Annotated in this window: 25 protein-coding genes, 1 tRNA gene and 1 pseudogene; 11 read left to right on the top strand and 16 right to left on the bottom strand. The window is 60.2% G+C overall.

Annotation, left to right across the window (positions count from 1 at the left end):
• Positions 1–60 precede the first annotated feature (60 nt).
• A complete protein-coding gene (locus tag C5J26_RS03980; protein WP_105400586.1) occupies positions 61–1,146 on the top strand; it encodes an ornithine cyclodeaminase in 1,086 nt (361 codons plus the stop codon).
• Between the two features lie 49 nt (positions 1,147–1,195).
• Here C5J26_RS03980 and C5J26_RS03975 read toward each other — a convergent pair whose 3' ends face one another.
• Complete coding sequence (locus C5J26_RS03975) at positions 1,196–1,450, bottom strand: DUF982 domain-containing protein (RefSeq protein ID WP_105400585.1); 255 nt, start codon at positions 1,448–1,450, stop codon at positions 1,196–1,198.
• A gap of 651 nt (positions 1,451–2,101) precedes the next feature.
• Here C5J26_RS03975 and C5J26_RS03970 point away from each other — a divergent pair.
• From C5J26_RS03970 to C5J26_RS32515, 5 genes are all read left to right on the top strand, one after another.
• Positions 2,102–3,994, top strand: a complete 1,893-nt coding sequence (locus tag C5J26_RS03970; RefSeq protein ID WP_105400943.1) for a PBP1A family penicillin-binding protein — start codon at positions 2,102–2,104, stop codon at positions 3,992–3,994.
• Between the two features lie 167 nt (positions 3,995–4,161).
• Positions 4,162–4,235: transfer RNA gene (locus C5J26_RS03965), tRNA-Gln, on the top strand.
• Between the two features lie 350 nt (positions 4,236–4,585).
• Positions 4,586–5,059 carry a hypothetical protein gene (locus tag C5J26_RS32520; RefSeq protein ID WP_172745743.1) on the top strand — a complete coding sequence of 158 codons (474 nt, stop codon included), beginning with the start codon at positions 4,586–4,588 and terminating at the stop codon, positions 5,057–5,059.
• Between the two features lie 192 nt (positions 5,060–5,251).
• The gene (locus C5J26_RS03960) at positions 5,252–5,929 is read left to right on the top strand and encodes a hypothetical protein (RefSeq protein ID WP_105400584.1); all 678 of its coding nucleotides are present in this window, start codon (positions 5,252–5,254) and stop codon (positions 5,927–5,929) included.
• Positions 5,926–6,132 carry a hypothetical protein gene (locus C5J26_RS32515; RefSeq protein WP_172745742.1) on the top strand — a complete coding sequence of 69 codons (207 nt, stop codon included), beginning with the start codon at positions 5,926–5,928 and terminating at the stop codon, positions 6,130–6,132. Before C5J26_RS03960 ends, C5J26_RS32515 begins: the two co-directional genes overlap by 4 nt.
• A gap of 45 nt (positions 6,133–6,177) precedes the next feature.
• Here C5J26_RS32515 and C5J26_RS33150 read toward each other — a convergent pair whose 3' ends face one another.
• The 3 genes and pseudogenes from C5J26_RS33150 to C5J26_RS03945 all read right to left on the bottom strand — a co-directional run bounded on the left by C5J26_RS33150 (position 6,178) and on the right by C5J26_RS03945 (position 7,009).
• A complete protein-coding gene (locus C5J26_RS33150; protein WP_371681883.1) occupies positions 6,178–6,339 on the bottom strand; it encodes a DUF2293 domain-containing protein in 162 nt (53 codons plus the stop codon).
• Between the two features lie 77 nt (positions 6,340–6,416).
• Positions 6,417–6,593 (bottom strand): annotated as a pseudogene (locus tag C5J26_RS03950) (integrase core domain-containing protein); the annotation flags it as partial.
• A 56-nt stretch (positions 6,594–6,649) separates the two neighbouring features.
• Positions 6,650–7,009: a metalloregulator ArsR/SmtB family transcription factor gene (locus C5J26_RS03945; RefSeq protein ID WP_371681893.1), complete on the bottom strand. Its 360-nt coding sequence runs from the start codon at positions 7,007–7,009 to the stop codon at positions 6,650–6,652.
• 164 nt (positions 7,010–7,173) lie between these two features.
• Here C5J26_RS03945 and C5J26_RS03940 point away from each other — a divergent pair, with 164 nt between their 5' ends.
• The 5 genes from C5J26_RS03940 (at position 7,174) to rfbA (ending at position 11,854) form a co-directional block, all read left to right on the top strand.
• Positions 7,174–8,100: an acyl-CoA desaturase gene (locus C5J26_RS03940; protein ID WP_371673561.1), complete on the top strand. Its 927-nt coding sequence runs from the start codon at positions 7,174–7,176 to the stop codon at positions 8,098–8,100.
• A gap of 235 nt (positions 8,101–8,335) precedes the next feature.
• Positions 8,336–8,932, top strand: coding sequence for a dTDP-4-dehydrorhamnose 3,5-epimerase (gene rfbC / locus C5J26_RS03935; RefSeq protein WP_105400581.1), 597 nt, complete (start codon positions 8,336–8,338; stop codon positions 8,930–8,932).
• Between the two features lie 27 nt (positions 8,933–8,959).
• Positions 8,960–10,018, top strand: a complete 1,059-nt coding sequence (gene rfbB, locus C5J26_RS03930; RefSeq protein ID WP_105400580.1) for a dTDP-glucose 4,6-dehydratase — start codon at positions 8,960–8,962, stop codon at positions 10,016–10,018.
• Positions 10,015–10,944 (top strand): dTDP-4-dehydrorhamnose reductase, encoded by a 930-nt coding sequence (gene rfbD / locus C5J26_RS03925; protein WP_105400579.1) that lies wholly within the window; start codon positions 10,015–10,017, stop codon positions 10,942–10,944. Before rfbB ends, rfbD begins: the two co-directional genes overlap by 4 nt.
• 4 nt (positions 10,945–10,948) lie before the next feature.
• Positions 10,949–11,854: a glucose-1-phosphate thymidylyltransferase RfbA gene (rfbA, locus tag C5J26_RS03920; protein WP_105400578.1), complete on the top strand. Its 906-nt coding sequence runs from the start codon at positions 10,949–10,951 to the stop codon at positions 11,852–11,854.
• A 22-nt stretch (positions 11,855–11,876) separates the two neighbouring features.
• Here the strand turns inward: rfbA and C5J26_RS03915 are convergent, their stop codons facing one another.
• The 12 genes from C5J26_RS03915 to C5J26_RS03860 all read right to left on the bottom strand — a co-directional run bounded on the left by C5J26_RS03915 (position 11,877) and on the right by C5J26_RS03860 (position 24,266).
• Complete coding sequence (locus C5J26_RS03915; protein ID WP_105400577.1) at positions 11,877–13,931, bottom strand: response regulator; 2,055 nt, start codon at positions 13,929–13,931, stop codon at positions 11,877–11,879.
• A 224-nt stretch (positions 13,932–14,155) separates the two neighbouring features.
• On the bottom strand, positions 14,156–14,779 hold the full coding sequence (locus C5J26_RS03910) for a cytochrome c oxidase assembly protein (protein WP_105400576.1): 624 nt from the start codon (positions 14,777–14,779) through the stop codon (positions 14,156–14,158).
• A complete protein-coding gene (locus C5J26_RS03905; protein WP_105400575.1) occupies positions 14,776–15,159 on the bottom strand; it encodes a hypothetical protein in 384 nt (127 codons plus the stop codon). The genes C5J26_RS03910 and C5J26_RS03905 overlap by 4 nt, the downstream gene beginning before the upstream one ends.
• Positions 15,156–17,672, bottom strand: coding sequence for a cytochrome c oxidase subunit I (ctaD, locus tag C5J26_RS03900; protein ID WP_105400574.1), 2,517 nt, complete (start codon positions 17,670–17,672; stop codon positions 15,156–15,158). The genes C5J26_RS03905 and ctaD overlap by 4 nt, the downstream gene beginning before the upstream one ends.
• On the bottom strand, positions 17,669–18,736 hold the full coding sequence (coxB, locus tag C5J26_RS03895; protein WP_105400941.1) for a cytochrome c oxidase subunit II: 1,068 nt from the start codon (positions 18,734–18,736) through the stop codon (positions 17,669–17,671). The genes ctaD and coxB overlap by 4 nt, the downstream gene beginning before the upstream one ends.
• Before the next feature lie 131 nt (positions 18,737–18,867).
• Complete coding sequence (gene arsK / locus C5J26_RS03890; protein WP_105400573.1) at positions 18,868–20,094, bottom strand: arsenite efflux MFS transporter ArsK; 1,227 nt, start codon at positions 20,092–20,094, stop codon at positions 18,868–18,870.
• Positions 20,091–21,485: an NAD(P)-binding domain-containing protein gene (locus C5J26_RS03885; RefSeq protein ID WP_105400940.1), complete on the bottom strand. Its 1,395-nt coding sequence runs from the start codon at positions 21,483–21,485 to the stop codon at positions 20,091–20,093. Before C5J26_RS03885 ends, arsK begins: the two co-directional genes overlap by 4 nt.
• A 56-nt stretch (positions 21,486–21,541) precedes the next feature.
• Positions 21,542–21,862, bottom strand: a complete 321-nt coding sequence (locus C5J26_RS03880; RefSeq protein WP_105400572.1) for a helix-turn-helix transcriptional regulator — start codon at positions 21,860–21,862, stop codon at positions 21,542–21,544.
• Positions 21,863–21,924: 62 nt separating this feature from the next.
• The gene (gene arsH, locus C5J26_RS03875; RefSeq protein ID WP_105400571.1) at positions 21,925–22,650 is read right to left on the bottom strand and encodes an arsenical resistance protein ArsH; all 726 of its coding nucleotides are present in this window, start codon (positions 22,648–22,650) and stop codon (positions 21,925–21,927) included.
• Positions 22,628–23,053, bottom strand: a complete 426-nt coding sequence (gene arsC, locus C5J26_RS03870; protein WP_205412873.1) for an arsenate reductase (glutaredoxin) — start codon at positions 23,051–23,053, stop codon at positions 22,628–22,630. Before arsC ends, arsH begins: the two co-directional genes overlap by 23 nt.
• Positions 23,054–23,055: 2 nt before the next feature.
• Complete coding sequence (locus tag C5J26_RS03865; RefSeq protein WP_105400570.1) at positions 23,056–23,760, bottom strand: MIP/aquaporin family protein; 705 nt, start codon at positions 23,758–23,760, stop codon at positions 23,056–23,058.
• Positions 23,757–24,266 carry an arsenate reductase ArsC gene (locus C5J26_RS03860; RefSeq protein ID WP_105400569.1) on the bottom strand — a complete coding sequence of 170 codons (510 nt, stop codon included), beginning with the start codon at positions 24,264–24,266 and terminating at the stop codon, positions 23,757–23,759. Before C5J26_RS03860 ends, C5J26_RS03865 begins: the two co-directional genes overlap by 4 nt.
• Between the last annotated feature and the right edge of the window lie 56 nt (positions 24,267–24,322).

Genomic DNA, 24,322 nt, shown 5'->3' with positions numbered 1-24,322 from the left:
CTTCGGCATGCATGGCGTGCGTTGCCTGAAAAGGATATGATCCCTTCTAAGGAGCCAACCATGCCAGCTTTGCCCAACCTGAACATCGTGCCGTTCATCAGCGTCGAGAACATGATGGATCTCGTCCTGAACGTCGGCGTGGAAAATTTCCTCACGGAGCTTTCAGCCTATATCGAGGCGGATTTCCGCCGTTGGGAGGCGTTCGACAAGGTGCCGCGTATCGCCTCCCACTCGCAGGAAGGCGTGATCGAACTGATGCCGACCAGCGACGGCGCGCTCTATGGCTTCAAATACGTCAACGGTCACCCCAAGAATACCCGCACCGGCCGCCAGACCGTGACGGCCTTCGGGGTGCTTTCCGATGTCGACAGCGGCTATCCGCTCCTCATTTCCGAAATGACCATCCTGACGGCACTGCGCACCGCGGCGACCTCGGCCGTGGCGGCCAAATATCTGGTGCCGGAAGGCGCCGATTGCATGGCGATCATCGGCAATGGCGCGCAGAGCGAGTTCCAGGCGATCGCCTTCAAGGCACTGGTCGGTATCAAGAAACTGCGGCTCTACGACATAGACCCGCATGCTACCGAACGATGCGCCAAAAATCTTTCCGGGATGGGCTTTGAGATCATCCGATGCCAGTCCTCCCAGGAGGCCATCGAGGGTGCCCATGTGATCACCACCGCGACGGCAGACAAGCAGAACGCCACCATCCTCACCGACAACATGGTCGGACTGGGTGTCCATATCAATGCCGTCGGAGGCGATTGCCCCGGCAAGACCGAGCTTCACAAGGATATCCTACTGCGCTCGGACATCTTCGTTGAATATCCGCCGCAGACCCGTGTCGAAGGCGAAATCCAGCAAATGCCGGCGGACTATCCGGTCACCGAACTCTGGCAGGTGATTTCCGGTCTGACGACAGGCAGGACGAGCAGCGCTCAGGTGACGCTGTTCGACAGCGTCGGTTTTGCGACCGAGGATTTTTCGGCGCTTCGTTATATCCGCGACAAGCTCGCCGGCACCGGGCTTTACGAAAATCTCGACCTCCTGGCAGACCCCGACGAGCCGCGCGACCTCTTCGGCATGCTGCTCCGGCGGGAAGTCTCGCGGAAGGCCACGATGCGGAACTCGATCCCGAACGGGTAACCGTGCGACGTGGGCGCATCGGATTTCATGCCGTTCACGCCCAGCAGGCTTATTGGAGCATTCCCGCCTCGAGTGCGGCGCATAGAAACGTCTCACGTGCAGCCGCCGCGTCTATCTGCCTGCGCAGCGCGGCGGAACAGACCTCGGTCGCCGCTCTGTAGCGTTCGTTGCGCGCCGCGGGCCATTTGTTGGTGAGATAGATCAAGGCCTCTGCGGGCGTTCGAATAATCTCCGGAGACCGCCGCCCGACCGCCACGACCACCGGCTCCGGCCAGTTCGGATCGCTTTTCACCCGTTTTTTCATGCGTTTCCTCCGCCTGCAGGCCAAACCTTGCAGATCGGAGTGTGGCACGGCTTCCGCCGCCTATCTATTTGACCTGACTTACCTCATTGGGAGTAGAACGTCACTGCTTGTGATCACCGACAGGCGCCACAGCATCTTCCTTTTGCGCTATGATGCACTAGTTCCCTTATTCAAAATCCAACAGCCACGCAGTGAATGACCCGCCCTGAGGACAGCTCCAAGAACCCGGATGAACATGCCCCCAGCGAGCCTGCGCGCGTGACTGACAGAGAGGCGGTACCGGAAGGCGCGCCTGAAACAGATGGGCTTCGCGACAAACGCTCGCATCCGGGCACACCTCCGGACGAACCGAAAGCGGGCGACAAGTCCGCTCCGGCTTTCGGGCAAAGCGGACGGGCCATCCGTGAATTGCTGGCAGCGCTCCGCCATGATCTCGGAACGTCGTGGCAATCGGGCTCCCTCTGGATAAGCAACGCCGCTGCCGCTCTTCGGGAGAAATACGCACGGCCGAAAGAGCAGGAACCAAATCCGACATCCGGAACGGCCGAGCGCTTTTCAGCCTTCCGCAGTAAAGTTCTTTTCCAGATAAAGGCCTGGCGGCATCGGCAGCGCTCTTCACCGCAGGACCGGCCCTCAAGGCGGTGGTCGTGGATAACCGTTGCCGCCCTCGCATCATTCGCCTGCGTCCTTCTCCTGGCGGGCGTCCTGACGTGGGCATTGAAGGACGTGCCATGGCGGGAGATTGCCGCCGGCACGCTGAAGCCGGTCATCGTGCTGGAAACGGCAGATGGCGCCCCGCTTGTCCGGCAGGGTCCCTATCAGGGGCCGTATGCCGCTTACGACCAGTTTCCGCCGTCTCTCATCGAGGCCGTCCTGTCGATCGAGGACAGGCGGTTCATGAGCCACTACGGCATCGATCCGAAAGGTATCGGCCGTGCGCTGATCCGGAATTTCCAGGCGGGCTCGGTCGCCCAGGGCGGAAGCACAATCACGCAGCAACTGATCAAGGTGCAATATCTGGAAAGCGACCGAACGCTGAAGCGGAAAATCCAGGAGGTGGTCATCGCATTCTGGCTGGAATGGAAGCTCGGCAAGCGGGAAATCCTGACCCGGTATCTGAACGCGGCTTACCTCGGCTCCGGTGCTACCGGAATGCCGGCCGCCGCACGGATCTACTTCAACAAGGATATCGGAGACCTCGACGTCTCCGAATCTGCCATGCTCGCCGGCCTCCTGAAGGCGCCGAGCCAGCTGAACCCCATCGCCAATTTCGAAGGCGCCCGCCAGCGAACCGCGACGGTGCTCACCGCAATGGTCGCCAATGGCAAGCTGACGCCCGACGAAGCCGCGGCCGCCAAGGCGAAGTTCGGCAAACTTCGGCCGACAACACCGACGCCCCGCTCGGGAAGCTGGTTCGCCGATTGGATATCGCCGCAGGCAAGCGAGATCGCCGGCACCTCGCCGGGATCGACGACGGTCCGCACAACGCTCGTGCCCCGCCTGCAGCGCATTGCCGAAAGGGTTGTTGCACAGGCTCTGGACGAGGACGGAAAGACGCTCGGCGCAAGCCAGGCGGCGCTGGTGGCGATGACACCCGAAGGCGCGGTCGTCGCCATGGTCGGCGGTCATGACTACAAGACGAGCCAGTTCAATCGCGCCGTTACGGCGATGCGGCAACCGGGCTCCACCTTCAAGCTGTTCGTCTATTACGCGGCCTTGAAAAAGGGACTGACCCTTTCCGACCGCGTCCTCGACGCCCCGATCGAGATCGACGGCTGGTCGCCCGAAAACTCCGGCGGCGGTTACCGCGGCTGGGTCACATTGGCGGAAGCTTTCGCCCGGTCGTTGAATGCCGCAACCGCCGCCCTGGCGCAGGAAGTCGGGCTCGACAACGTCATCGCGGCTGCCAAGGAACTCGGCATCGACACGCCGCTCGCGCAGACGCCATCCCTCGCGCTCGGCACTTCGGAGACCAATCTGCTCGATCTCACCAGCGCCTATGCATCGGTTCGCCTCGGGAAAGCGCCGGTCGAACCTTGGGGGATTATCGATTTTCAGGCGGCGGGCCAATCGCAGGCCTTCAGGGTGGGCGAAAAGACAGCGCCCTCGATCGATCTGTCGCCCTACCAGTCCGACCTCCTTGGCCTGTTGCAGCTCGTCGTCGAACGCGGCACGGGCCGCGACGCGGATCCCGGCACGTTCGCCGCCGGCAAGACAGGCACCAGCCAGAACAATCGCGATGCCTGGTTTGTCGGTTTCACCGAGCCGCTGGTCGTCGGCGTCTGGGTCGGGAATGACGACGACACGCCGATGAAAGGCGTGACGGGCGGCTCGCTTCCGGCTCGGATCTGGCGGGAATTCGTCCGCGCGGCGATGGCCGAGCCCGCTCCTGATTTCGATCTGGACAAGGGGCTGGCGACAGGCGAACCGGGGACCGCGCCCTCCTGCAACATCACTGCCTGCTCCCGAAGCTACCGATCTTTCCGGGCCTCCGACTGCACTTATCAACCTTTTCGCGGCGAGCGCAGGCTTTGCGAAAGGTAAACCGGCACTCGGGGCACGAGCGGCGGCACATCGCCCTCGAGTAAATTTCCAGAGCCGAATGAAAGTATGAGATTTAACAAAAAACGACCGCTCTGTGATTGCTCGGCGAATGAAGCTTTGCTAGAGCAACTCGCATTCCCTGAGCGGCACCATCGCCGCCATCATGGTGGGGCGTCGCCAAGCGGTAAGGCAACGGTTTTTGGTACCGTCATCCCTGGTTCGAATCCAGGCGCCCCAGCCACTGCATTTTTATTGAAGATTTTCAAAGACTTACCTACATTAGCATCTGCGAAACCGGAACACTCTCCCGGTGCATAAAAACGGCTCACCGGCTGCTCATGGCTTATTGGAGTTGTCTACCTGCCTGAGTGCTTTGAGCAGGCTGGTATGCCGATGAGAGACTCGAAAACTCGAAACTCTCATCGTCCGGCAATCTAAGCATTTGAAAAAAAGTAACAAAATTAAAATTAGATGCGGCTAAATTGTGACATTGTGACGGCGGTATATTTTGTGACGGTATGCAAAATATCCATAGGGGTTTCGGTTGCAGGTGGAGCTATCATTGCTCGTTATTTGCGATTCGAGGCTGCCATGAGTTTCATAGTTCGGAAATGTGTTCGCTGCTCTGTTACGGCACAGTTAGACGCCCAAAGCATCGCGTGGAACAGAGACGGCACCAATTCAGAAATATTCTTCGTGTGCACCGCTTGTAAGCAAAGCAGTATCTATCCGGGGCAACCTCATGGCCGATTGTCTGATCTAAGCGGCAATCTTGACGATACGGGTCGCTGGTATGGCAGCGAACCTATCGTTGCCATTCCCGAAATGCCGAAGCTATCGGATGATATTCCCGAAAGAGCTAGAGCAATATTCCATCAAGCTGCGCTATGCCGCAAGTTAGCGCTGCATGATGCTGCGGGAGCAATGTTTCGAAAAACTATCGATGTTGCTACCAAGCTAATCTACAGCACAGATTTGCGCCTTGCCGGTAAACAGCCCGCAACTGCGCCTCGCTCTCGGGTCGAGGGATTGAAAAATCTCAAAATTATTGATGAAGATATCTGAGAGCTAGCTGATGTCGCCCTGATCGACGGAAATGACGCCGCGCATGATGAAGACCCATATACCGGGCAAGAATCTGAGGCGCTTGAAGACCTTACAGTTGATCTTTTGGACCGACTATTCGTAAAGCCCGCCCGGATTGCCAGAGTAAGAGGAAAACAGGTCGCCGCTGGCGTGAGAAAGGCATAGTGGAGTATGAAAGCAGAAGTCCTCCAAAGCCTATTGGTGGCGCGTACTCTATATGATCAAGCGCGTGCGCTGCTTTACTCTGATAACAAATATTCAACTTCTGCCGCGCTCGTGATCCTTCAAGATGCGGTCGAGCTAATAATGAAAGCTGCCCTGATCGAAAAAGAGGTGGATGAGGTCAAGAGCTTCGAAAAATCATCGTTCGACGAAATTATCGCATTTTTGAGAGACAATGGTGTAACAGTCAAAAAGACTGGCACGCTGAAAGCGATGAACAAAGAACGGGTGATCGTCAAGCACTATGGCCAGCTTGCTGAACAAGCAAGCGTTAAAAACTATCTCGATGCCTCCGATACGGCGACTAAGGGCATTCTGCAGGAAGTGTTTGGTAAAACTCTCCACGAAATATATCAAAGCGAAATAATCATAAATGATGAGATACGTGGTTATCTTGTCGAAGCTGAAAAACAACTCGCTGCTTCGCAGGTATACCCGGCACTGCTAAACATCCGTATGGCGATCTTTATCGCTATCGAACAAGATTACGATATCGCAAATTGGGCCGATCAGGCAGGTGCCAACGACTGGCGGCTATTTCTTGGACGTGGGGCCTCAGCACCTCACCATAGCATCAAGCCATCACTCGCTTCATGCCGTATGTGCAGCCAAAGCGGGAATTGGTGATCAAACAAGACACGCCAAGACTATTAAAGGCACGGAGTGACGCGCCGGTGGCGCGTATCGCTAAAGCCGGAGAGACTTTGGTTTTTGTCCGCTGGCTCAACGGTCTTGACGACAAGAATTACTTCCAGGTCCCGCCGGAACAGGGATCGCAGGATTGGAATCAGCACTACGTCGATGCCGACCACTGTGACAAACCAGCTTAGTGAGAGCTTCAGGTTGGCCCAATGAAGGTTAGGCCAACGCGGCAGTTACAGCCGTGATTGCTTGTGCATTAAGCCTGGAACCTGTCTCCAACTCGCTATCATCGCATTCACCTTCGGCTGAACACGTCGCCGGGCTTCCTCGCGATCTACCCCAACCAAAAGCATCTGGTCATAGTCCGTCATGGAATGACGAAGGACGTTTTGCATCGTTATTCCTACGGCCATGCCGAGCGTTGCGCCTTTCCATTCTTTCGCTGCGATCATCGAGGCGAAGTAGGTTAGGGTCGTGGTGAAGCGTGGTAGCGCTCTGCCGGGCAAGCCATGTCAAGGGCTTGGTGCGGCCGCTCTGTGTTGAATTCCTCCACGAAGTCGTCAAAGCGGGCCTGCTGCTGCAGGAAATTGGCGCTGGCCGGCTTGGTCGTCTCCAGCTTCAATGTCAGATGCATGCGTTCGTGGCGGCCCTCGCCGAGCTTCGGAGTTTCCGAATCCGCATTTATCCTGGAAAAACGCGCCGGCGCTACTCGCTTCCTTCCTCCGGACCGGTCTTTGCATCTGCGATCTCTCGGCTTTCCCTCTTGATGGGGCGCGCGACTGGGCAGACTTCTTGCACGAAGCCGTTCAGCGTGTTGGCGAGATTGTTGGGCACGATCGAATAGTGGATGAACTGGCCTTGTCGCTTCTTGGCGATCAGGCCGGCATTCTCCAGCACGCCGAGATGCTGGGAGATCGAAGGCTTAGACATGTCGAAGCGCGACGCGATCTCCCCGGCGGTCAGCGACGTATGTGCCAGATAGGCCAGGATGCGCCGGCGCGGCGCTGAGGCCAGTGCCTCGAAGACGCTCTGTAACGAACCATTCGAGCTCAACGCTTCTTCCATTGGCTCGTTCGACTTCTGCTCCACCACGACCAACCTCGAAAACATCACCATTTAGGTCATTGCCTAAATGCCTAAATTAAGGAATAAGTATTTAGCTTATTAACTAAATATCTTTCCGTCTGCGGCTTTGCAAGGCGTGGGCGACGCAAAGCCTGGAATTGGCAATGTCTACTGTAGCGAAGCAGACCCTTTCTACCGAACGCATGATTTCCGCACCTAGAAGCAGCGCTACCGATGGCGAAGTGGTTTGGGTGCCGGAGAAATCGATCTGGACCGGCATGCTGACATTGATCGCATTGGCTCTCGGCCCACTGACTTTTAGCTGGGACGCCTTAGCACTCTTCGTGATCTCCACGGCGATCACCATCTGCGCCGGTCATTCGGTTGGCATGCATCGCCTGCTCATTCATCGCTCGTTTCATACCAGCAAGGCGGTAGAATACATTCTTGTCTATCTGGGCACGCTGGTCGGCATGGCCGGGCCGTTCGGCATGATCTACGCACATGACATCCGCGACTGGGCACAGCGTCAGCGCGATTGCCACCCGCTACATGCCCATCGCCGCTCGTTCCTCGTCGATGCCTGGTGGCAGATGCATTGTGCGGTGAAACTGCTACATCCGCCCACCTTCGTCATCGAGAAGGCTGTGCGCGGGGACCGGTTCTACCAATTCCTCGAACGAACGTGGATGGCGCAACAGTTGCCATGGGCCGTACTCTTCTTCGCCATCGGCGGCTGCGGTTGGGTGGTATGGGGGATTGCGGTGCGCGTCTCTGTCTCGCTTACCGGCCATTGGCTGATCGGCCACTTCGCTCACCGCCGTGGCCACCAGGGTTGGAGCGTCAAGGACGTTGCGGTCCAGGGCTACAATTTGCCCGCCTACGGGCTAATCACATTTGGTGAAGCCTTCCATGGCAATCACCACGCTTTCCCACAATCTGCACGCCTCGGCCTAGAAGACGGCCAGATAGACCTCGGCTGGACCTTCATTCGGGCTCTCATGGTACTCGGACTCGCCGGCGAGGTGAAGCTGCCCGAGAACACGCAGGCTCGCGACGGGCTGCAACGCGTGCCTGAAGCGGGAGCCTAGATTTAGCCGCCCTGGCTGAGGATACACCCGGCCAAGTCATGGACTGGCTGCGAGCCTCGTTGTTCTGATGAGAACAGCAATCCTCTGGGTAACTAGGAGAACGGGGCGTAGCCCTCGGCCTACCGCTAATTGACTATCCCATCGCCCATCTGATGAGCCGCATCCGAATTGCGCTCGGAATATCAGTATGGCTTTATAAATTGACAGCCGGAAATTTCAGGATCGTGAGGGATTTGTGCGCTTCGAGAGTACGATCATTGAAGATGTACTTCTTTTAGCGTCGAAGAAAATCGGCGATCCTCGAGGCTATTTCATGGAAACGTTTCGGAAGAGCCTCTTTGAATCGGAAGTCGGTTCTTTCACGTTTGTTCAGGATAACCGGTCTTATTCGTCAGAGGCGGGAACTGTTCGTGGTCTGCACTTTCAGATCCATCCTCATTCACAGGGTAAACTCGTGTCGTGTTCGAGCGGCGCGCTCCTGGATGTGGCGGTTGATATCCGTATCGGGTCGCCGACCTACGGGAAGTTCGTCGCGGTGGAACTGTCGGCGGAAAATGCCCTCCAGCTTTGGCTGCCGCCGGGTTTCGCCCATGGGTTTTGCACGCTGACGGCGGATACGGTCATTACCTACAAGGTGACTGACTATTACAGCGCCGAACACGAACGCGGCCTGCTTTGGAACGATCCGGAGCTTGGGATCGAATGGCCCGTCGCCGCGGACAAGGCAATCCTCTCTGAGAAGGATCGGGGGCAGCCTAGGCTCTCCGAGCTTCAATCCAACTTTATTTATGCCGTCAACGACGAATTCGGCAGACGCAGTCGGAGCCTGTGACGAGAATTTTTGGGGGTAATCGAAAGCATGCGCGTGCTTGTAACGGGTGGGGCAGGTTTCATCGGATCGGCGGTCATCCGCCACCTCGTGCTCGAAAAAGGATACGAGGTCCTGAACGTCGACAAACTGACCTATGCCGGCACGCTGAGCTCGCTGAGGTCGGTTGAGGGCAAGCCGTCCTATCGGTTTCTCAAGATCGACATATGCGATGCCGCCGCGATTGCTTCCGCGATCTCGACGTTCAGACCGGACCGGGTCATGCATCTGGCTGCCGAAAGCCATGTCGACCGCTCCATCCTCGGCGCACGGCAATTCGTTGAAACCAATATACTCGGCTCTTTCACCATGCTCGAATGCGCGCGAGCATATTGGCAGGCGCTTCTTCCCCAAGACCGAAGCCGCTTTCGCTTCCTGCATGTCTCGACCGACGAGGTCTACGGCTCCCTCGGAGCGGAGGGGGAATTCTCGGAAACCACGCCCTACGATCCGAGCTCGCCCTATTCGGCATCGAAGGCGGCATCGGACCACCTCGCCAAGGCCTGGGCACGAACCTACGGCATGCCGGTCATCGTCTCCAACTGCTCGAACAATTACGGGCCGTACCATTTTCCGGAAAAACTCATTCCGCTGACGATCCTGAACGCGTTGGAGGGCAAGCCCCTGCCGGTTTACGGAAATGGTACCAACATCCGCGACTGGCTTTATGTGGAGGATCACGCTCGGGCCCTGGATCTCATCGCCGAGCGAGGCAGGGTTGGAGAAACCTACAATGTCGGAGGCCGGAACGAGCGTAGCAACATCGATGTCGTGAAGCGGATCTGCGCGATCCTCGACGATCTGCAGGCAATCGGACGTCCCCACGAAAACCTGATCCAGTACGTGGCCGACCGGCCCGGGCATGATGTGCGTTATGCGATCGACGCGACCAAGCTCGAAACGGAACTCGGCTGGAGAGCAAAGGAAAGCTTCGAGACAGGCATCGAAAAGACGGTGCGCTGGTATCTCGACAGCGAATGGTGGTGGGCGCCGCTCCGAAAAGGGTACGACGGCAGCCGCCTCGGGCTCCTCAAGGCCGGGGCCGGATGATGCGCGAACCCAGGCGATACGTGGTAACCGGGCTCAAGGGACAGGTCGTCCAATCCCTCATCGAAAACGCGATCGGGCAAAGCGAGGTCGAGATCATTCCGCTCGGGCGCCCGGAACTCGATCTGGCCAACCCGGAGACCATCGCGGCGACGGTCGAGGCCGCCCGTCCCGACCTGATCGTCTCCGCGGCCGCCTTCACAGGTGTCGATCAGGCCGAAATCGACAGGGCAACGGCTTTTGCCGTCAACGCTGCAGGCCCGGCGGAACTGGCGCGGGTCGCGAAAACGCTGCGGGTCCCGATCGTTCATCTGTCCACAGACTATGTCTTCGACGGCAGCAAGCCCTCCCCTTATGTCGAATCCGATCCTGTCGCACCGCTTGGCGTCTATGGCCGCGACAAGTTGGTGGGCGAGCGGAACGTCGCCGCAGCAACCGAAAATCATGCGATCCTTCGCACCGCCTGGATCTACAGCCCGTTCAGCCGGAACTTCCTGCGCACGATGCTGAAGGCCGCTGAGGCAAGGGAAGAGGTGCAAGTCGTCGACGATCAGATCGGCAACCCGACGTCGGCAACCGATATCGCGCAAGCCATCATGGTGGTCGGGCAGAACCTGCTGGCTTCGAACAACCCCGCCTTGCGCGGCGTCTTTCATATGGCGGGAACGGGCGCGGCGAGCTGGGCGGATTTCGCGGACGAGATCTTCAGAATTTCCGGCGCGAATGGCGGGCCCTCGGCAAGGGTTGTCCGCATCCCCACCAGCGCCTATCCGACGCCGGCTCGGCGACCGGCCAATTCACAACTGGACTGCTCGAAATTGTACAGGCGCCACGGCATCGTCATGCCCGATTGGCGGGGCTCAGTGGCAAATGTCGTCAGGCGCGTTCTGCAGCCGGTTGACCTTGAAAACAGAAAATACGGGAGGTGAATGGATGAAGGGGATTATTCTCGCCGGCGGCAGCGGCACGCGACTGCACCCGATGACGCAGGTGCTGTCGAAACAGCTGATGCCGATCTATGACAAGCCGATGATCTATTATCCGCTGTCGACGCTGATGCTTGCGGGGATCCGCGACATCCTGATCATATCGACACCAAAGGACATGCCGAATTTCCAGCAGCTGCTGGGCGACGGTTCCAAATGGGGCCTCTCGTTGTCCTATGCGGAACAGCCCTCTCCTGACGGCCTTGCGCAGGCCTATATTATCGGCGCCGATTTCATCGGCTCCAATTCGTCCTGCCTGGTCCTCGGCGATAACATCTTCTTCGGCCACGGCATCACCGACCTCTTCAAAAGCGCCATGGCGCGCGAAAGCGGCGCCACGGTCTTTGCCTACCACGTCAACGACCCGCAGCGTTACGGCGTGGTCGAGTTCGACAAGCAGATGAAGGCAGCTTCGATCGAAGAGAAACCGGAACACCCCCGCTCCAGCTGGGCCGTCACCGGCCTCTATTTCTATGACAAGGACGTCATCGATATTGCTGCCAACCTGAGGCCGTCTGCCAGAGGCGAACTGGAGATCACCGACGTCAACAGGGCTTATCTCGATCGCGGAATGCTCCATGTCGAGATGATGGGGCGCGGTTATGCCTGGCTCGACACCGGCACGCCCGACAGCCTCCTTGAGGCATCCGAATTCGTATCGACGCTTGAACGCCGACAAGGCGTCAAGATTTCCTGCCCCGAGGAGATTGCCTATCGCCAGAACTTTATCGACGCCGATCAGCTCGAATGCCTCGCCAGGCAATATGGGAAGAGCGCCTATGGGCGATATCTAGTGGGACTTCTGGATCCCATTCCGTCGCAGGTCCATAAGCCGCTCAGCTTGGTCGGATAGACTGAAGCGTCGTCGACGCCCGTCAGTTTTTCGCCGGGATCTCCAGGCGCACGACGTTTGTCGACTGTTCCGTCGATGTTTTCGCCGCCTCCAGTGAAGCGGCCAGGTCTTCGATCTTGAACGGCTTTGCCACAACCGGACAGCCGACCTCCGTGCCGGCCTCCAGCTTGTCGCTGTAGCCGGTCATCAGAACAACCGGCAGGTGCGAGTTCTTCCGGCGTATCTCCTCGGCAAGCTCGATGCCGGACATTCCCGGCATCATGATGTCGCTGATCACCGCCTCGATTTCGGGATGACGCTCCAGAACCTCAATTGCCTCGATGCCGCTTGTCGCCACGAAGATCGTGGAGGCAAGTCCTTCCAGCGCCAGGCGCACCGATTCCAGAGACGATGGGGTATCGTCCACGATCAAAAGCCTGGCCGGAAGATTTACCGCCGGCTTTGCAGGCTCGCGCGCGACCCGCTGTTCGTCTGACCGGGGAAGAAGCAGCGTGAAGGCGCTGCCATGGCCGGCCACGCTCGCAACCTTCACGGCACCGCCGCTGCCCTTGGCGAAACTGTGGACCTGGGTCAACCCGAGGCCCGGGCCGCCATTCTTCTTCGTGGAGAAAAACGGCTCGAACACCCGCCCCAGATGCTCGGATGCGACGCCTGTTCCGGTGTCTGCGATCGTCAAGGCAACAAACTGTCCTTGAAGCGTCGGATCTTCCGCAGCGCCATCGAGGACATTTCTTGCCGAAATCGTCACCTGACCACCGCCGCCCATAGCCTCGCGCGCATTGGTAAGGAAATTGATCAGCGCGTTTTCCAGCCCTGCGGGATCGACATGAACGGGCCAGATATCGTCCGGAACGTTGATGTCCATGATGATCGTGTCATCGATGGCCTGTCGCAGCAGCGGTCTCAATTCGGTGAGTTTGATATCCAGCTCGACATGCCCGGCCCCCTGATTGGAGCGCCTCGAGAAGGACAGCAGTCGTTGCGTGATCGCCTTTCCCCTCGTTACTCCCTCGCTCATGTGCGAAAGGAGCTGGGTCACCCGCTGCTCGTCGTTCCGCCTCCTCTTGATGCCCTCGACACCTGATTGAAACACCATGAGGAGGTTGTTGAAATCATGCGCAGCCTGGCCCGTCAGCTTTCCAAGCGCATCCATGCGCTGCCAATTGGCCATGCTTTCGCGTTCCCGGTTCCTTGCGCGAATTTCCCGGTGGAAGAGAAATGCTGCCGAACCTGAGAGCAGCAGCGTGAAACAGCTGGCTGCCGCGAGCAGCAACGTCGCCTTGCGTGCCAGCCTATCGTATTCCGCAACCGGCAGACCCACCCTCACCCGCCACGGGGTTTCCCCAAGCGCAACTTGGGCAACTCGTACCTCCAGCCCATTCTTGAGCGTCGCCAAGCCAAATTCCGTTCCGGAAAAGCTTGCGAACTCGCTTGCCGCATTGCCGGCAAGAGCGGGAGCGCCGGTCGAAGCGACAAGGCGATCCTGACCGTCGACGATCCAGGCCGCCCAGCTTTCCGGGAGCCCATTGGCGTAGAGGAGGTTTGTCACTATCGTCGGGCGGATGACGACCGACAGAATGGCTCGCAGCTTGTCGTTCCTCTCGATCGGAACTCTCACGGCGAAGGCCGCCTGCCCGCGAGGCCCGATGGAAACATTGCCGATCACGGCGGCGCCCGTGCGAACCAGGGTCCGGTGGCTCTCCACGTCCACGACCTGTCTCTCAGCCGAACCGTCGAGCGGCGGTGAGGACAGCACGACCTCACCTTTCTCGTCCGATATCCGTATCTGCTCCCATTCAGGCACCCTTTCGCGCAGGCGCCGTGCGGTCTCGGCGAAGGCGGCGCGCGGAATCGGCGGATCGAGCCGGGGCGAATCCGCAACGACGGACAGAAGTTGGATCTGGCTTTTAAGCTCCCGCTGAAGCGTCGCGGCCATGATGGTCGCTTTGCTGCGAATGTCGGCGTCGAGCGCGTCCTGCTGCTCCTGAATGAAGAACCTGCCCATCACGGCGGCGAGAATGATGAGCGGGATCAGCGACGCAGTGACGAGGAGGAGCGCTGGCCTGGTTTGATTCAACTGATACTCCGATATCCGTTGTCCACGCTCCATCAAATAGGCCGGAGCCTGAAACTTGCAACGCCAACTTCGGCCGGAGGGCCAGGGTCGCGCCAAATAGCTGGGGAGATCGCACCGATCCGCGTCATTCCCATGGCGATGTCAACCGCCGGCTGTCCTCTCCCCCTCCACGCACGACGACGGCGGCTCGACAGAGCGGGAGGACGTCATCTCTACGCCCCGACTCACCGATCCGGCAGCGGCGCGTTCAGCGTGCGGGCCAACAGCGCCACGCCACCGGCCAAATAGACCGCGGCGCCGACCAAAAGCATGACAACGCCACCGGCCTGCTGGTCCACCGCGGCGGACAAGGTCACGCCGAGGCAACTCACTTCGCCATCGCCGTAAAGCGGACGCGGCGAAAGCGCCAACAGCGCGCCAAGCAGTGTCATGTGCATGGAGGTAAAGAGCAGACCGAATGTGCCGGCAAGCCGCCGCTCCTCCCGGCCCGTCGCCGCTCCGCCGAGACAGGAGAGCCAGAGAGCGAGACCTGCGCCGAGAAAGATGAGCTGCTCCAGCACCGCAATGAGGGGCGAGGTTTCGGACCGGGCCCGGAGGGCGGGAATATGCCAGGTCCACACGGCGAATAGCTCGATCAGCGAAGCGGTGAGCGGCGTAAGCCAGGGCAGATTGGACAAAAGGTCGAAGCGCGTTCCGGAAAGGCCGACAGCAATCAACGGCGCAGCACCCGCCACGACCCCCATATGGGCAATCATGTGCACCGTGAAGGACGCCCGATCGGCAAGCGGGAGGACGGTCCACGAGACGAACAGCAGAACAAGGCCGGTGATCAGCGCCGTCTTCCTCATGGCTGGCACCCCGCGATGAAGATCATCGGAATGGCCATGTAGAGGACAGCGGCAAAGCTGAGGCCTGACAGCAGCAGCGTCGCAAATCCCTGGAACAAGGTCCGGGCGTTGCGGGTAGCCTCGTCGTGCGGCGGATCGTCCGAGCCGAAACCCCATTGCCGCCAGGCAAGCCAGGCCGACAGCACGATCATCGCCAGCGCCAGCGCCGTCACCACGCCGAGCCCGATCCGCACCGTATCGAACGATATCTCGGAGGCGAGGCCCTTGGCGCAGAAGACCGCCACCGTCGCGTAACAGACAAGGAAATGCAGCGCCCAGACGGTCGGGGCGGTGAACAGGGTCCAGAGGGTCTCAACCTCGCGCGGAATGAAGCTCTTCATGTGTTCACCAAAGGAAACAGGCCGAGGACCGCGAAGGTGACGACGGCGGTAAAGGCCATGAAGTGCCAATAGAGCGCGACGTTGCGGATATCCTGGTCGTATTCCGCAGTCATTCGGCCGGCGATGCTGCGCGCGAGACAATATCCCTGCATGATCGCACCGACTATGCCATGCGTCACTGTCCAGATTGCGACGATCCAGACGATGGCCGGATAGACATGCGAGGTCGGGTCCATGCCGTGCAGATAGGGACCGGCAAGGCCCGCAAGCGAGGCCGCGATCGAAACGGCGAAGGCGGCGATGAGCGCCAGCCGCGCACCCGATGGGCCCTTCTCGTTGAGTTCGCGCGCCAGCAGCGTCAGCACCCAGGCGATGACGTAGAGCACCAGCGCCGCCATCGGCCAGAGGACGCCGGGTCCATTGGCGATCGTGGTGAAGTCGTCATGGATGGTCCAGTAGAAGAAATAGCCGAAGATCAGGCTCGCGAACGCCGTGCCGTCGCCGACCATGGTGATGAACATCGCCCACCAGCCGACCGACGCCGGGCCGGACACATAGATCGGCAGCTTCTCGCCTAGCCCGACATCGATCTCCGGTGCCTCCGGGATCGGCGCTGTTCCGTTCCAGAGCCAGTGGATGACGGCTATGAAGGTGATGATCGCGAAGACGATCGTGGTGATCCACAATTTGAAGGTCAGCGCGATGAACACGCCGCCGAGCGCGATTGCCGCGATGATCGTTACGTAAGAGACGCCGCCGACCCGCAGGCACTGGATCGGCTTCGCGTCGAGAACAGAGGTCACCAGCGTCTCGCGCTTGCCGGATTTGGCATCCGGCAGATAGAAGCGCCCGGCCTCGATATCCGCCTGCAGGTTCGGCTGGTCCCAGAGCGGATATCGGCTGGTGATGATCGGTACCGAGCGCATGCCCCAGGTTTCCGCCGGATCGTTGGTCCATTCGAGCGTCCCGGAATTCCAGGGGTTGAGATCGCGCTCTGCCGGTTGTTGTTTCGGGCGAAAGATGTCGATGACGAAGGTCGCGACACCGGCGGCGAAGACGAAGGCACCGATGGTCGAGATGAGGTTGAACCAGTCCCACCCGATATCTTCCGGATAGGTGAAGACCCGTCGCGGCATCCCGCGCAGGCCGGAGAAGTGCATGGGAAAGAAGGCGGTGTTGAAACCGGCAAACATCAGCCAGAAAGCCGCCTTGCCCCAGGCATCGCTGAGCTTCTTACCCGTCACGAACGGAAAGTAGTAATAGATGCCGGCGACGACCGGAAACAGCATGCCCCCGATCAGCACGTAGTGCAGGTGCGCGACGACGAAATAGGTGTCATGCGCCTGCCAGTCGAACGGTACGAGCGCCACCATGACGCCCGTCAGCCCGCCGATCACGAAGATGATCAGCCCGCCCGCCCCGAACAGCATCGGTACCGAAAAGATCACCCGGCCGGCGAGCATGGTGGCGATGAACACGAAGATCTGCACCCCGGTCGGGATAGCCACCGCCTCCGACGCCGCCGAAAAGAAGGCGAGCGAGATCTGCGGCAGGCCGGTCGCGAACATGTGGTGCACCCAGAGCCCGAAGCTCAGGAAACCCGTACCGACGGCGGCCAGCACGATCCAGGAATAACCGACGATCGGTCGCTGCGAAAACGTCGGCACGATCATCGCCATCAGCGCGATCGCGGGCAGGAAGATGATGTAGACTTCCGGGTGGCCGAAGATCCAGAACAGGTGCTGCCAAAGCAGCGGATCGCCGCCTCGCCTCGCGTCGAAGAACGGCCAGTCGAACATCCGCTCCATCTCGAACAGGATATCGCCGGCAATCAGCGGCGGAAAGGCGAACAGGATCATGCCCGCGACGATCAGCAGGTACCAGGCGAACATCGGCATCAGGTTGACGCGCATGCCGGGCGCCCGGCACTTCATGATGCCCACGATGATCTCGACTGCGGCGGCGATCGACGCCACCTCGATGAAGGACAGGCCGAGCAGCCAGATATCCGCACCGATGCCGGCATATTCGTCGTCGGTCGCCAGCGGCGGATACATGAACCAGCCGGCGTTCGGCGCGGCGTTGAAGAAGATCGACCCGCAGACGAAGACGCCGCCGATCAGAAAACTCCAGAAGCCGAAGGCGGACAACCGCGGGAAAGGTAGCTCCCGGGCGCCCAGCATCGACGGCAGCAGGAAGATCGCAACGGCTTCGAAGATCGGCACCGCGAACAGGAACATCATCACAGTGCCATGCAGCGTGAAGGCCTGGTTGAAGAGTTCGGCGGAGATGAAGTCGTTCTGCGGCACCGCCAGTTGCAGGCGCATCAAGAGCCCGAGCAGGCCCGCGAACAGCATGAAGGCAAAGGCGGTGACGCCGTACCACAGCCCGATCTCGCTGTTGTTGACGGACGTCCAGTAGCGGATGCCTTTCGGCGTCTCCCATACCTTGCGGAGCCGTTCCTCCTGCGCCGCCCGCTCTTCCGGCGAAAAATTGCCGAGCTCCTTGGTCATCTGAGCCCTTTCAGGTAGGCAGCTATCCGCTCGATCTCCGCCTCTTCCAGCATGGAGAAGTGCGGCATGTGCGCCTCCGGCTTGACCTGGCCGGGATCGCGTATGAAGCGGGCAACATGCTCCTGCCCATTGGAAAGCGTCCCCGCCCCCACAGAACTGCGCTCGCCGAAAGCGGTCAGATCGGGACCGATCGTCCCCCTCGCCTCCGTGCCGGAAATGGCATGGCAGGCGCCACAACCGTGGCGAAGGAAGAGCGCCAACCCGTCTTTATCCTGTCCGCCGGACGCTTGGCGACGCGCAGCGACCCAGGCCTCGTACGCCTCCGGTTCCATCGCATGGACGGTGAAAGCCATCAGCGCGTGGCTGGCACCGCAGAACTCGGCGCAGACGCCCCGATAGGTACCGGGCTTTTCCGCCTGCAGCGTCAGGCGGTTTTCCCGGCCGGGTATCATGTCCATCTTGCCGCCGAGCACGGGTATCCAGAAGGAATGGATGACATCGGGCGAATTCAGCAAAAAGACGATGCGCTTTCCAATCGGTATTCGCACCTCATTGGCCGTTTCGAAGGCGACCGCGCCGCCCTCGTCGAGATAGCGCACCCGCCACCAGAACTGCTCGCCTGTCACCTCGACACGGCCTACGCCCACATCCTCACCGAACCAGGGCCGGATGTTGGGCATCAGCCAGACTGCATAGGAAAGCAGGGCTGCGAGGGTTACCGTCGGGAAAACGGCCCCACCCCAGAGGATGATCTGCCCTGCCCCCTTTTCCGAATAAGATCTACGCTTCCGCGCGGCATGGAACAGCAGGCCGACGACACCCGCCCAGATGACCACGCCGCCGATCAGCATGACGAAAAACAGGTTCGCGACATCGCTCGCCTCGCGGCCAGCCGGATCGAGCGCCGACTGGACGCCGGAACACGACGCCAGGAGCGGAAAGAGAAGAGGAATGAAGGTGGTTGCCCGGATTGCCGGCCGATAACTGCCCGAAATGCCGTGCCGGCCGATGTCTCGTCCTGATCGGATTGGCCGGCCAGCGCCGGTCAAGCGGTCATCATCCATTCGGCAAGCACCCATCACGCCATCGGCCGTCAGCCAGACATTGGGCCGGAACGCGCGACCCAAAGCTTTGTTCCGAGCAAAAGCGGGACGGGTCTAGCCGAAATTCCGGGCCCTGGGCGCAGGGCGAGCAATCATCGACTTGAAGCCTCCGGAATGGACACGCGTGCGCGCAGCCGGATTGTCATGACAATTCCAAGAAACGCTAAGGTCGCAATCGTCCCGATCGCCACTGTCCACCAGATAGATGGCACGACACCTATCCCCGCCAGCAAGATCGACATCGCGAGCGGAGCGACGGCGGACATCATCTGCTTGGCCGACGTCACCCAGCCCATGCGGCTGCCGTAACCGGCCTTGCCGAACAACTCCAGCGGCAGGGTACCACTCACGATGCTTGTCAATCCGGAACCAAGTCCGAAGCAGACGGCGAACAGGATGGCACCTGGGACGGATGGCGTCGTCAACATGAGGATCGCCAGGCCGGACGGGATCAGCGCCGTGGCAATCACCGCCAGCCATCTTTGCGGCAATTCGCGGCCGAAGACCAGGTTGATCAGGCGACTGGCCACCTGCGAAGGACCGAACAGAGAGGCGACGACAAGGCCCGCGGCTCCCATACCCAGCGCCTGGGTCAGCGGGACCATGTGAACGAGGATGGCGGACAACGCATATCCTTCGATGGCGAAGCCAAACAGCATCAGGAAGAACAGCAGATTCCTGTTTGCAACTGCGCGGACCGGCGCGGCCGTCGGAGGTATCGCTTTGGACGCGGACACGGCACTGGTTGTCAGACGCGCCAGGGCGAGATGGACGGGAAAGCAGACGGCCAAGTTCATGGCCGCGAAGGCCAGGTAGATTTCACGCCACGACAGGAAACCGTGCATCCAAGACGTCAGGGGCCAGAACATCGACGACGCGAACCCGGCCATCAGTGTCAGGTGAACGATCGAGGTCTGAGCCTTCTTTCCTCCCGCCTGCACGATGGCGGTGAAAGCCGTCGCGTAGAGAACCGCAACGGAAACCACTTCCGTCAACGCCAGCGAAACGGCAAAGGTCAGCGGCCCCGACGACACGGACATCATCACCAGGCAGGCGGCGGCCAGCAGCGATCCTGCGGCCATCAGGCGTCCCGCGCCAATCCGGTCGGCAAGGGTTCCCGAAAGCGGAGCGGCGAGGCTGCCGGCCAGCAGTGCGATCGAAAACGCTCCGAACACCCACTGTTCCGATCGCCCGACGTCGCGGGCGATCTCCGGAACCAGAATACTGAAGGCATAATAAAGTGTGCCGTAGCCGATGTTCTGCGAGGCTCCGAGGCCAATCAGGGCCCAGAGCGGCAACTTCTGTTCGTTGGGCATCATGCGTGCTCGGTTTCGACCTGTGTCTGGCCGCAGCCGCAGCCAGTCCTGCCTTCGGATTTGGCTTCGGCGTCAACGACACAACATGCGTCTACCGTAGCAGGGGCCGGACCTCCGCAACATCCCGAAGACGTCGAAATCCGCGGAATAGCGGCGCAGACGCCTGTTTCGGGAAGCACGAGTTCGACGCGTCGCGCGGCGGCATGATCACCAGCGAGGTCCGCGACGACAGACCGCACCTGCTCGTAACCCGTCCGCATCAGGAAGGTCGGTGCCCGGCCGTAAGACTTCGATCCCACGATGTAGAAGTCCTTCTCCGGATGCGACAGTTCGTCGACCCCGTGCGGGGGAACGGTGCCACAAGAATGAAGGTTCGGGTCGATAAGAGGAGCCAGTGCCGGCGGCGCCTCCACAGCCGGATCGACGCTCAGCCGCAGCTCCCTCAGGAACGAGAAGTCTGGGCGAAACCCGGTAGCGACGACGACCTGATCCAACTCCAGTTCGATCGCCTCCCCATCGGCCGTCGCGGTCACGACGACCTTGTCATTTCTCTTGGTGATACCGCTTGCCGAAAAGGACGTGAGCATCTTGAGCTTTCCCGCGTCCATGGCCTTCTTTGCCGCAAGACCGAGGGCGCCCCGCTCTGGCAGCTGATCGTTCAAACCGCCGCCCAGCAGCTTGGCGACCCCGTGATTGCGAAGCGCCCAGTGGATTTCGGTAGACGGGTTGGCCTGCTGAAGCTCCAGCAACGCAAGGGCGACATTGATCGCCGAATGGCCGCTTCCCACCACGAGCGTACGCTTGCCCACGAAGTCCGAATGCCTGGCCCCGATAACATCCGGAATGCCGTAGGAAACCGGCCCACCTGCGCTCTCGCCAAGAACCGGAATGCCGTTTACGCCCATCGGGTTCGGTTGTGTCCATGTGCCGGAGGCATCGATCACTGCCCGCGCGACGACCTCGTGTTCCCCGTCGTCGTCGCGGTATCGGATTGCGAACGGCGCGTCCGAGCGGCCCCCGGAAGAAACCTTGTCCAGCCCCCGGCGGGCGATGACCGTGACGGTTGCGCCGAGCTTTATCGCCTGCTCGATGGCCGGAACGCGCGACAGAGGCAGCAGGTAGTCATCGACGATCTCACGCCCGGTCGGCAAGTAGTCAGGCGAAGGAGCGGCCCAGCCATTGCTCTCCAGCAGTCGCCGAGCGGCGTCATCGATATTGTACTTCCATGGCGAGAACACCCGGACGTGGCCCCACTCAAGAAGCGCGGTCCCGACGGAATTTCCCCTTTCGAAAATGACCGGCGTCATGCCAGCTTCAAGCAGCCTTGCCGCCGCCGCCAGCCCGACCGGACCTGCGCCGACAACCGCAACGGGAAACGCGTCATTCGACTTCATTTTGATCTCCATCGGTATTTCTGGAAGTTTCGAAATTATGATGTAAAAAAATGCGGTCAGGCGACGACCCTGGTCCTTGGCCCGTCGCATCCCTGGTCAGCGCAGCACTCGTCGACGAGGTAACCGATCAGCGCATTCATGTGGTTGTAGTTGGCGGTACAGATCAGCGTCGTCGCCTGGCGGTCCTGAACGACCAGCCCGGTATCGACCAGACGCTTCAGATGGTGGGAAAGCGTCGATCCCGGGATATCCAGCTTCTCCTGAAGACGGCCGACCGGGAGACCTTCCTCGCCCGCGCGAACCAGGACACGGTAGATCTGGAGGCGGGTGACGTTGCCAAGGGCTTCTAGCTGAGATGCGGCTTTTTCGATGTTCATGGAAATACGATAACGGCGAAAGCCGGAGTGGTCAATACTATTTCCACAATCATCGAAATATGTCAGATCGATTTGAGCTTGACCCTGCTTTCAAGCTTCTCGGCGTCTTCCTTGCGCTCGCTGTAGCGATCGGTGAGGTAAGCCGACGCGTCCCTCGTCAACAGGGTGAACTTGACCAGTTCTTCACAGACGTCGACGACACGGTCGTAATAGGAGGACGGCTTCATCCGTCCGTCGGCGTCGAACTCCTGGTAGGCCTTCGCAACCGACGACTGGTTCGGAATGGTGATCATCCGCATCCACCGTCCCAGGATACGCATCTGGTTCACGGCGTTGAAGGACTGGCTCCCGCCGGAAACCTCCATGACCGCCAGGGTCTTTCCCTGTGTCGGTCGGATCGAACCGAGAGCCAGGGGAACCCAGTCGATCTGCGCCTTCATGATCCCGGTCATTGCGCCGTGGCGTTCCGGGCTGACCCAAACCTGGCCCTCCGACCATTGCGATAGCTCCCGCAGTTCCTGGACCTTGGGATGGCTAACGGGCGCTTCGTCCGGAAGCGGCAGGCCTCGCGGATCGTATACCCGAACTTCGCACCCGAAATGCTCCAGGAGGTGCCGGGCCTCGTGCGCGAGAAATCGGCTGTACGACACCTCGCGCAGGGATCCATAGAGGATCAGGATGCGCGGCTTGTGCGTCGAGAACACAGGACGCAGCGCATCGGGATCGGGGATGCGGAAATATTCGGGCGATGCGGCAGGAAAAGTTTCAGGCAATACGCTTTCCTTCATCGTCAAGGACGCGTTCGCCGTCTTCCTTTGTGAATGGCCCCTGGAACGCGTCCGCAGGCAGGACATCCAGGACCAGCTCGGACGGCCGCGACAGGCGCGTACCCATCGGCGTGACGACGAACGGTCGGTTGATCAGGATCGGGTCCTTCAGCATCGCGTCGAGAAGCTGGTCGTCGGTCAGCTCGGGATTGTCGAGGCCGAGTTCCATGTAGGGTGTACCCTTTTCCCGGATCGCCTGGCGGACGGTCAATCCGGCGTCAGCGATCATTCGGACGAGCTGCTCGAGGGTCGGCGGGTTTTTCAGATACTCGATTACCGTTGGCTCGATACCGGCGTGCTGGATCAGCTCCAGAGTGTTTCGGGAGGTACCGCAGGCGGGGTTGTGATAGATGGTGACGTCCATGATCAGCCGGCTCCTTGAGCAATGATAGGGGGAACTTCGTTGCGGCGTTCGGCAAATAGCCATCCCGCAAGTGCGGCGGCGATGAGCGCTCCGAGGATCTGGGCAACGATGAAACCCGGCAGATCGGTGGGGCGAATGCCGGAGAAAGTATCGGTGATGCTCCGTGCAATGGCGACCGCTGGATTGGCGAAGGATGTGGATGCGGTGAACCAGTAGGCTGCCGTTATATAGAGACCCACCAGCAGAGGGATCGCGTCGACCCTGAAGCGCAAGCCGCCGAGAATGGTAAGCAGCAAACCGAAAGTCGCAACCGCTTCCGCGATCCATTGAGCCGATCCCGTACGGATCGTTCCAGACATTTGGAGGAGCGAAAGGTCGAACATCGCATGAGCGACCAACGTTCCGGACACGCCGCCGGCTATCTGTGCCAGGATGTAAGGGGTGACCAAAGCGACCTTGAATTCCCGGCGCACGGCGAAAACCATTGTCACGACGGGATTGAAGTGTGCTCCCGAGATCGGACCGAGAATGGTGATCAGTACGAACAGGATTGCTCCGGTCGGTATCGTATTGCCCAGCAGGGACATGGCCGTATCGTCGGTGAGGCGATCCGCCATGATGCCCGAACCGACGACGGTTGCGACGAGGATTGCGGTGCCGAGGGCCTCCGCGACCAGACGGCGTCCAAGATCGACGGCCACGCTCATTCGGCCTTCTGGGAACTGCGGCCGATCTCGTCCAGCCGTTTCTGGAGTGCCAGCTTGTCGAGGCTTGTCATCGGCAGACTGGTGAAGATGGAGAGACGGTTGTTGAGCATCCGGTACGTGTCGTCGAAAGCGAAGTGCTTTTCGGCTTCGGTCCCCTCGGCGGCGGCGGGATCGGGAACGCCCCAATGGGCGGTCATCGGCTGTCCCGGCCAAACCGGGCACGCCTCGTTGGCGGCGTTGTCGCAGACTGTAAACACGAAGTCCATCTGCGGAGCGCCCGGAGCCGCGAACTCCTCCCAGTTCTTCGAGCGAGCGAAGCTGGTATCGTGGTTCAGGGTCTTCAGGAGCTGGAGCGTGTAAGGGTGGACCTCGCCTTTCGGCTGGGAGCCGGCCGAATAGGCCTTGAACCTGCCCTGGCCGACCCTGTTGAGGATGGCCTCCGCGATGATGGAGCGGGCAGAGTTCCCGGTGCAGAGGAAGAGGACGTTGTAGGTGCGATCAGACATGACGATTGTCCCTGGTGGCGTTGTTCCGATTGGCTTGTTTCTGTTTTCCGCTTCAG

It is taken from the genome of Neorhizobium sp. T7_12 (assembly GCF_002968535.1).
GTDB lineage: Bacteria > Pseudomonadota > Alphaproteobacteria > Rhizobiales > Rhizobiaceae > Neorhizobium > Neorhizobium tomejilense.
This window is presented reverse-complemented; position numbering and strand designations above follow the sequence as displayed.

Bases quoted from the DNA above. Each gene is read 5' to 3' on its own strand.
- C5J26_RS03980 (WP_105400586.1), top strand. From the start codon at position 61: ATGCCAGCTTTGCCCAACCTGAACATCGTGCCGTTCATCAGCGTCGAG.
- C5J26_RS03975 (WP_105400585.1), bottom strand. From the start codon at position 1,450: ATGAAAAAACGGGTGAAAAGCGATCCGAACTGGCCGGAGCCGGTGGTC.
- C5J26_RS32520 (WP_172745743.1), top strand. From the start codon at position 4,586: ATGAGTTTCATAGTTCGGAAATGTGTTCGCTGCTCTGTTACGGCACAG.
- C5J26_RS03960 (WP_105400584.1), top strand. From the start codon at position 5,252: ATGAAAGCAGAAGTCCTCCAAAGCCTATTGGTGGCGCGTACTCTATAT.
- C5J26_RS33150 (WP_371681883.1), bottom strand. From the start codon at position 6,339: ATGCAAAACGTCCTTCGTCATTCCATGACGGACTATGACCAGATGCTT.
- C5J26_RS03945 (WP_371681893.1), bottom strand. From the start codon at position 7,009: ATGGAAGAAGCGTTGAGCTCGAATGGTTCGTTACAGAGCGTCTTCGAG.
- C5J26_RS03940 (WP_371673561.1), top strand. From the start codon at position 7,174: ATGTCTACTGTAGCGAAGCAGACCCTTTCTACCGAACGCATGATTTCC.
- rfbB (WP_105400580.1), top strand. From the start codon at position 8,960: ATGCGCGTGCTTGTAACGGGTGGGGCAGGTTTCATCGGATCGGCGGTC.
- rfbD (WP_105400579.1), top strand. From the start codon at position 10,015: ATGATGCGCGAACCCAGGCGATACGTGGTAACCGGGCTCAAGGGACAG.
- rfbA (WP_105400578.1), top strand. From the start codon at position 10,949: ATGAAGGGGATTATTCTCGCCGGCGGCAGCGGCACGCGACTGCACCCG.
- C5J26_RS03910 (WP_105400576.1), bottom strand. From the start codon at position 14,779: ATGAGGAAGACGGCGCTGATCACCGGCCTTGTTCTGCTGTTCGTCTCG.
- C5J26_RS03905 (WP_105400575.1), bottom strand. From the start codon at position 15,159: ATGAAGAGCTTCATTCCGCGCGAGGTTGAGACCCTCTGGACCCTGTTC.
- ctaD (WP_105400574.1), bottom strand. From the start codon at position 17,672: ATGACCAAGGAGCTCGGCAATTTTTCGCCGGAAGAGCGGGCGGCGCAG.
- coxB (WP_105400941.1), bottom strand. From the start codon at position 18,736: ATGGATGATGACCGCTTGACCGGCGCTGGCCGGCCAATCCGATCAGGA.
- arsK (WP_105400573.1), bottom strand. From the start codon at position 20,094: ATGATGCCCAACGAACAGAAGTTGCCGCTCTGGGCCCTGATTGGCCTC.
- C5J26_RS03885 (WP_105400940.1), bottom strand. From the start codon at position 21,485: ATGAAGTCGAATGACGCGTTTCCCGTTGCGGTTGTCGGCGCAGGTCCG.
- C5J26_RS03880 (WP_105400572.1), bottom strand. From the start codon at position 21,862: ATGAACATCGAAAAAGCCGCATCTCAGCTAGAAGCCCTTGGCAACGTC.
- arsH (WP_105400571.1), bottom strand. From the start codon at position 22,650: ATGAAGGAAAGCGTATTGCCTGAAACTTTTCCTGCCGCATCGCCCGAA.
- arsC (WP_205412873.1), bottom strand. From the start codon at position 23,053: ATGGACGTCACCATCTATCACAACCCCGCCTGCGGTACCTCCCGAAAC.
- C5J26_RS03865 (WP_105400570.1), bottom strand. From the start codon at position 23,760: ATGAGCGTGGCCGTCGATCTTGGACGCCGTCTGGTCGCGGAGGCCCTC.
- C5J26_RS03860 (WP_105400569.1), bottom strand. From the start codon at position 24,266: ATGTCTGATCGCACCTACAACGTCCTCTTCCTCTGCACCGGGAACTCT.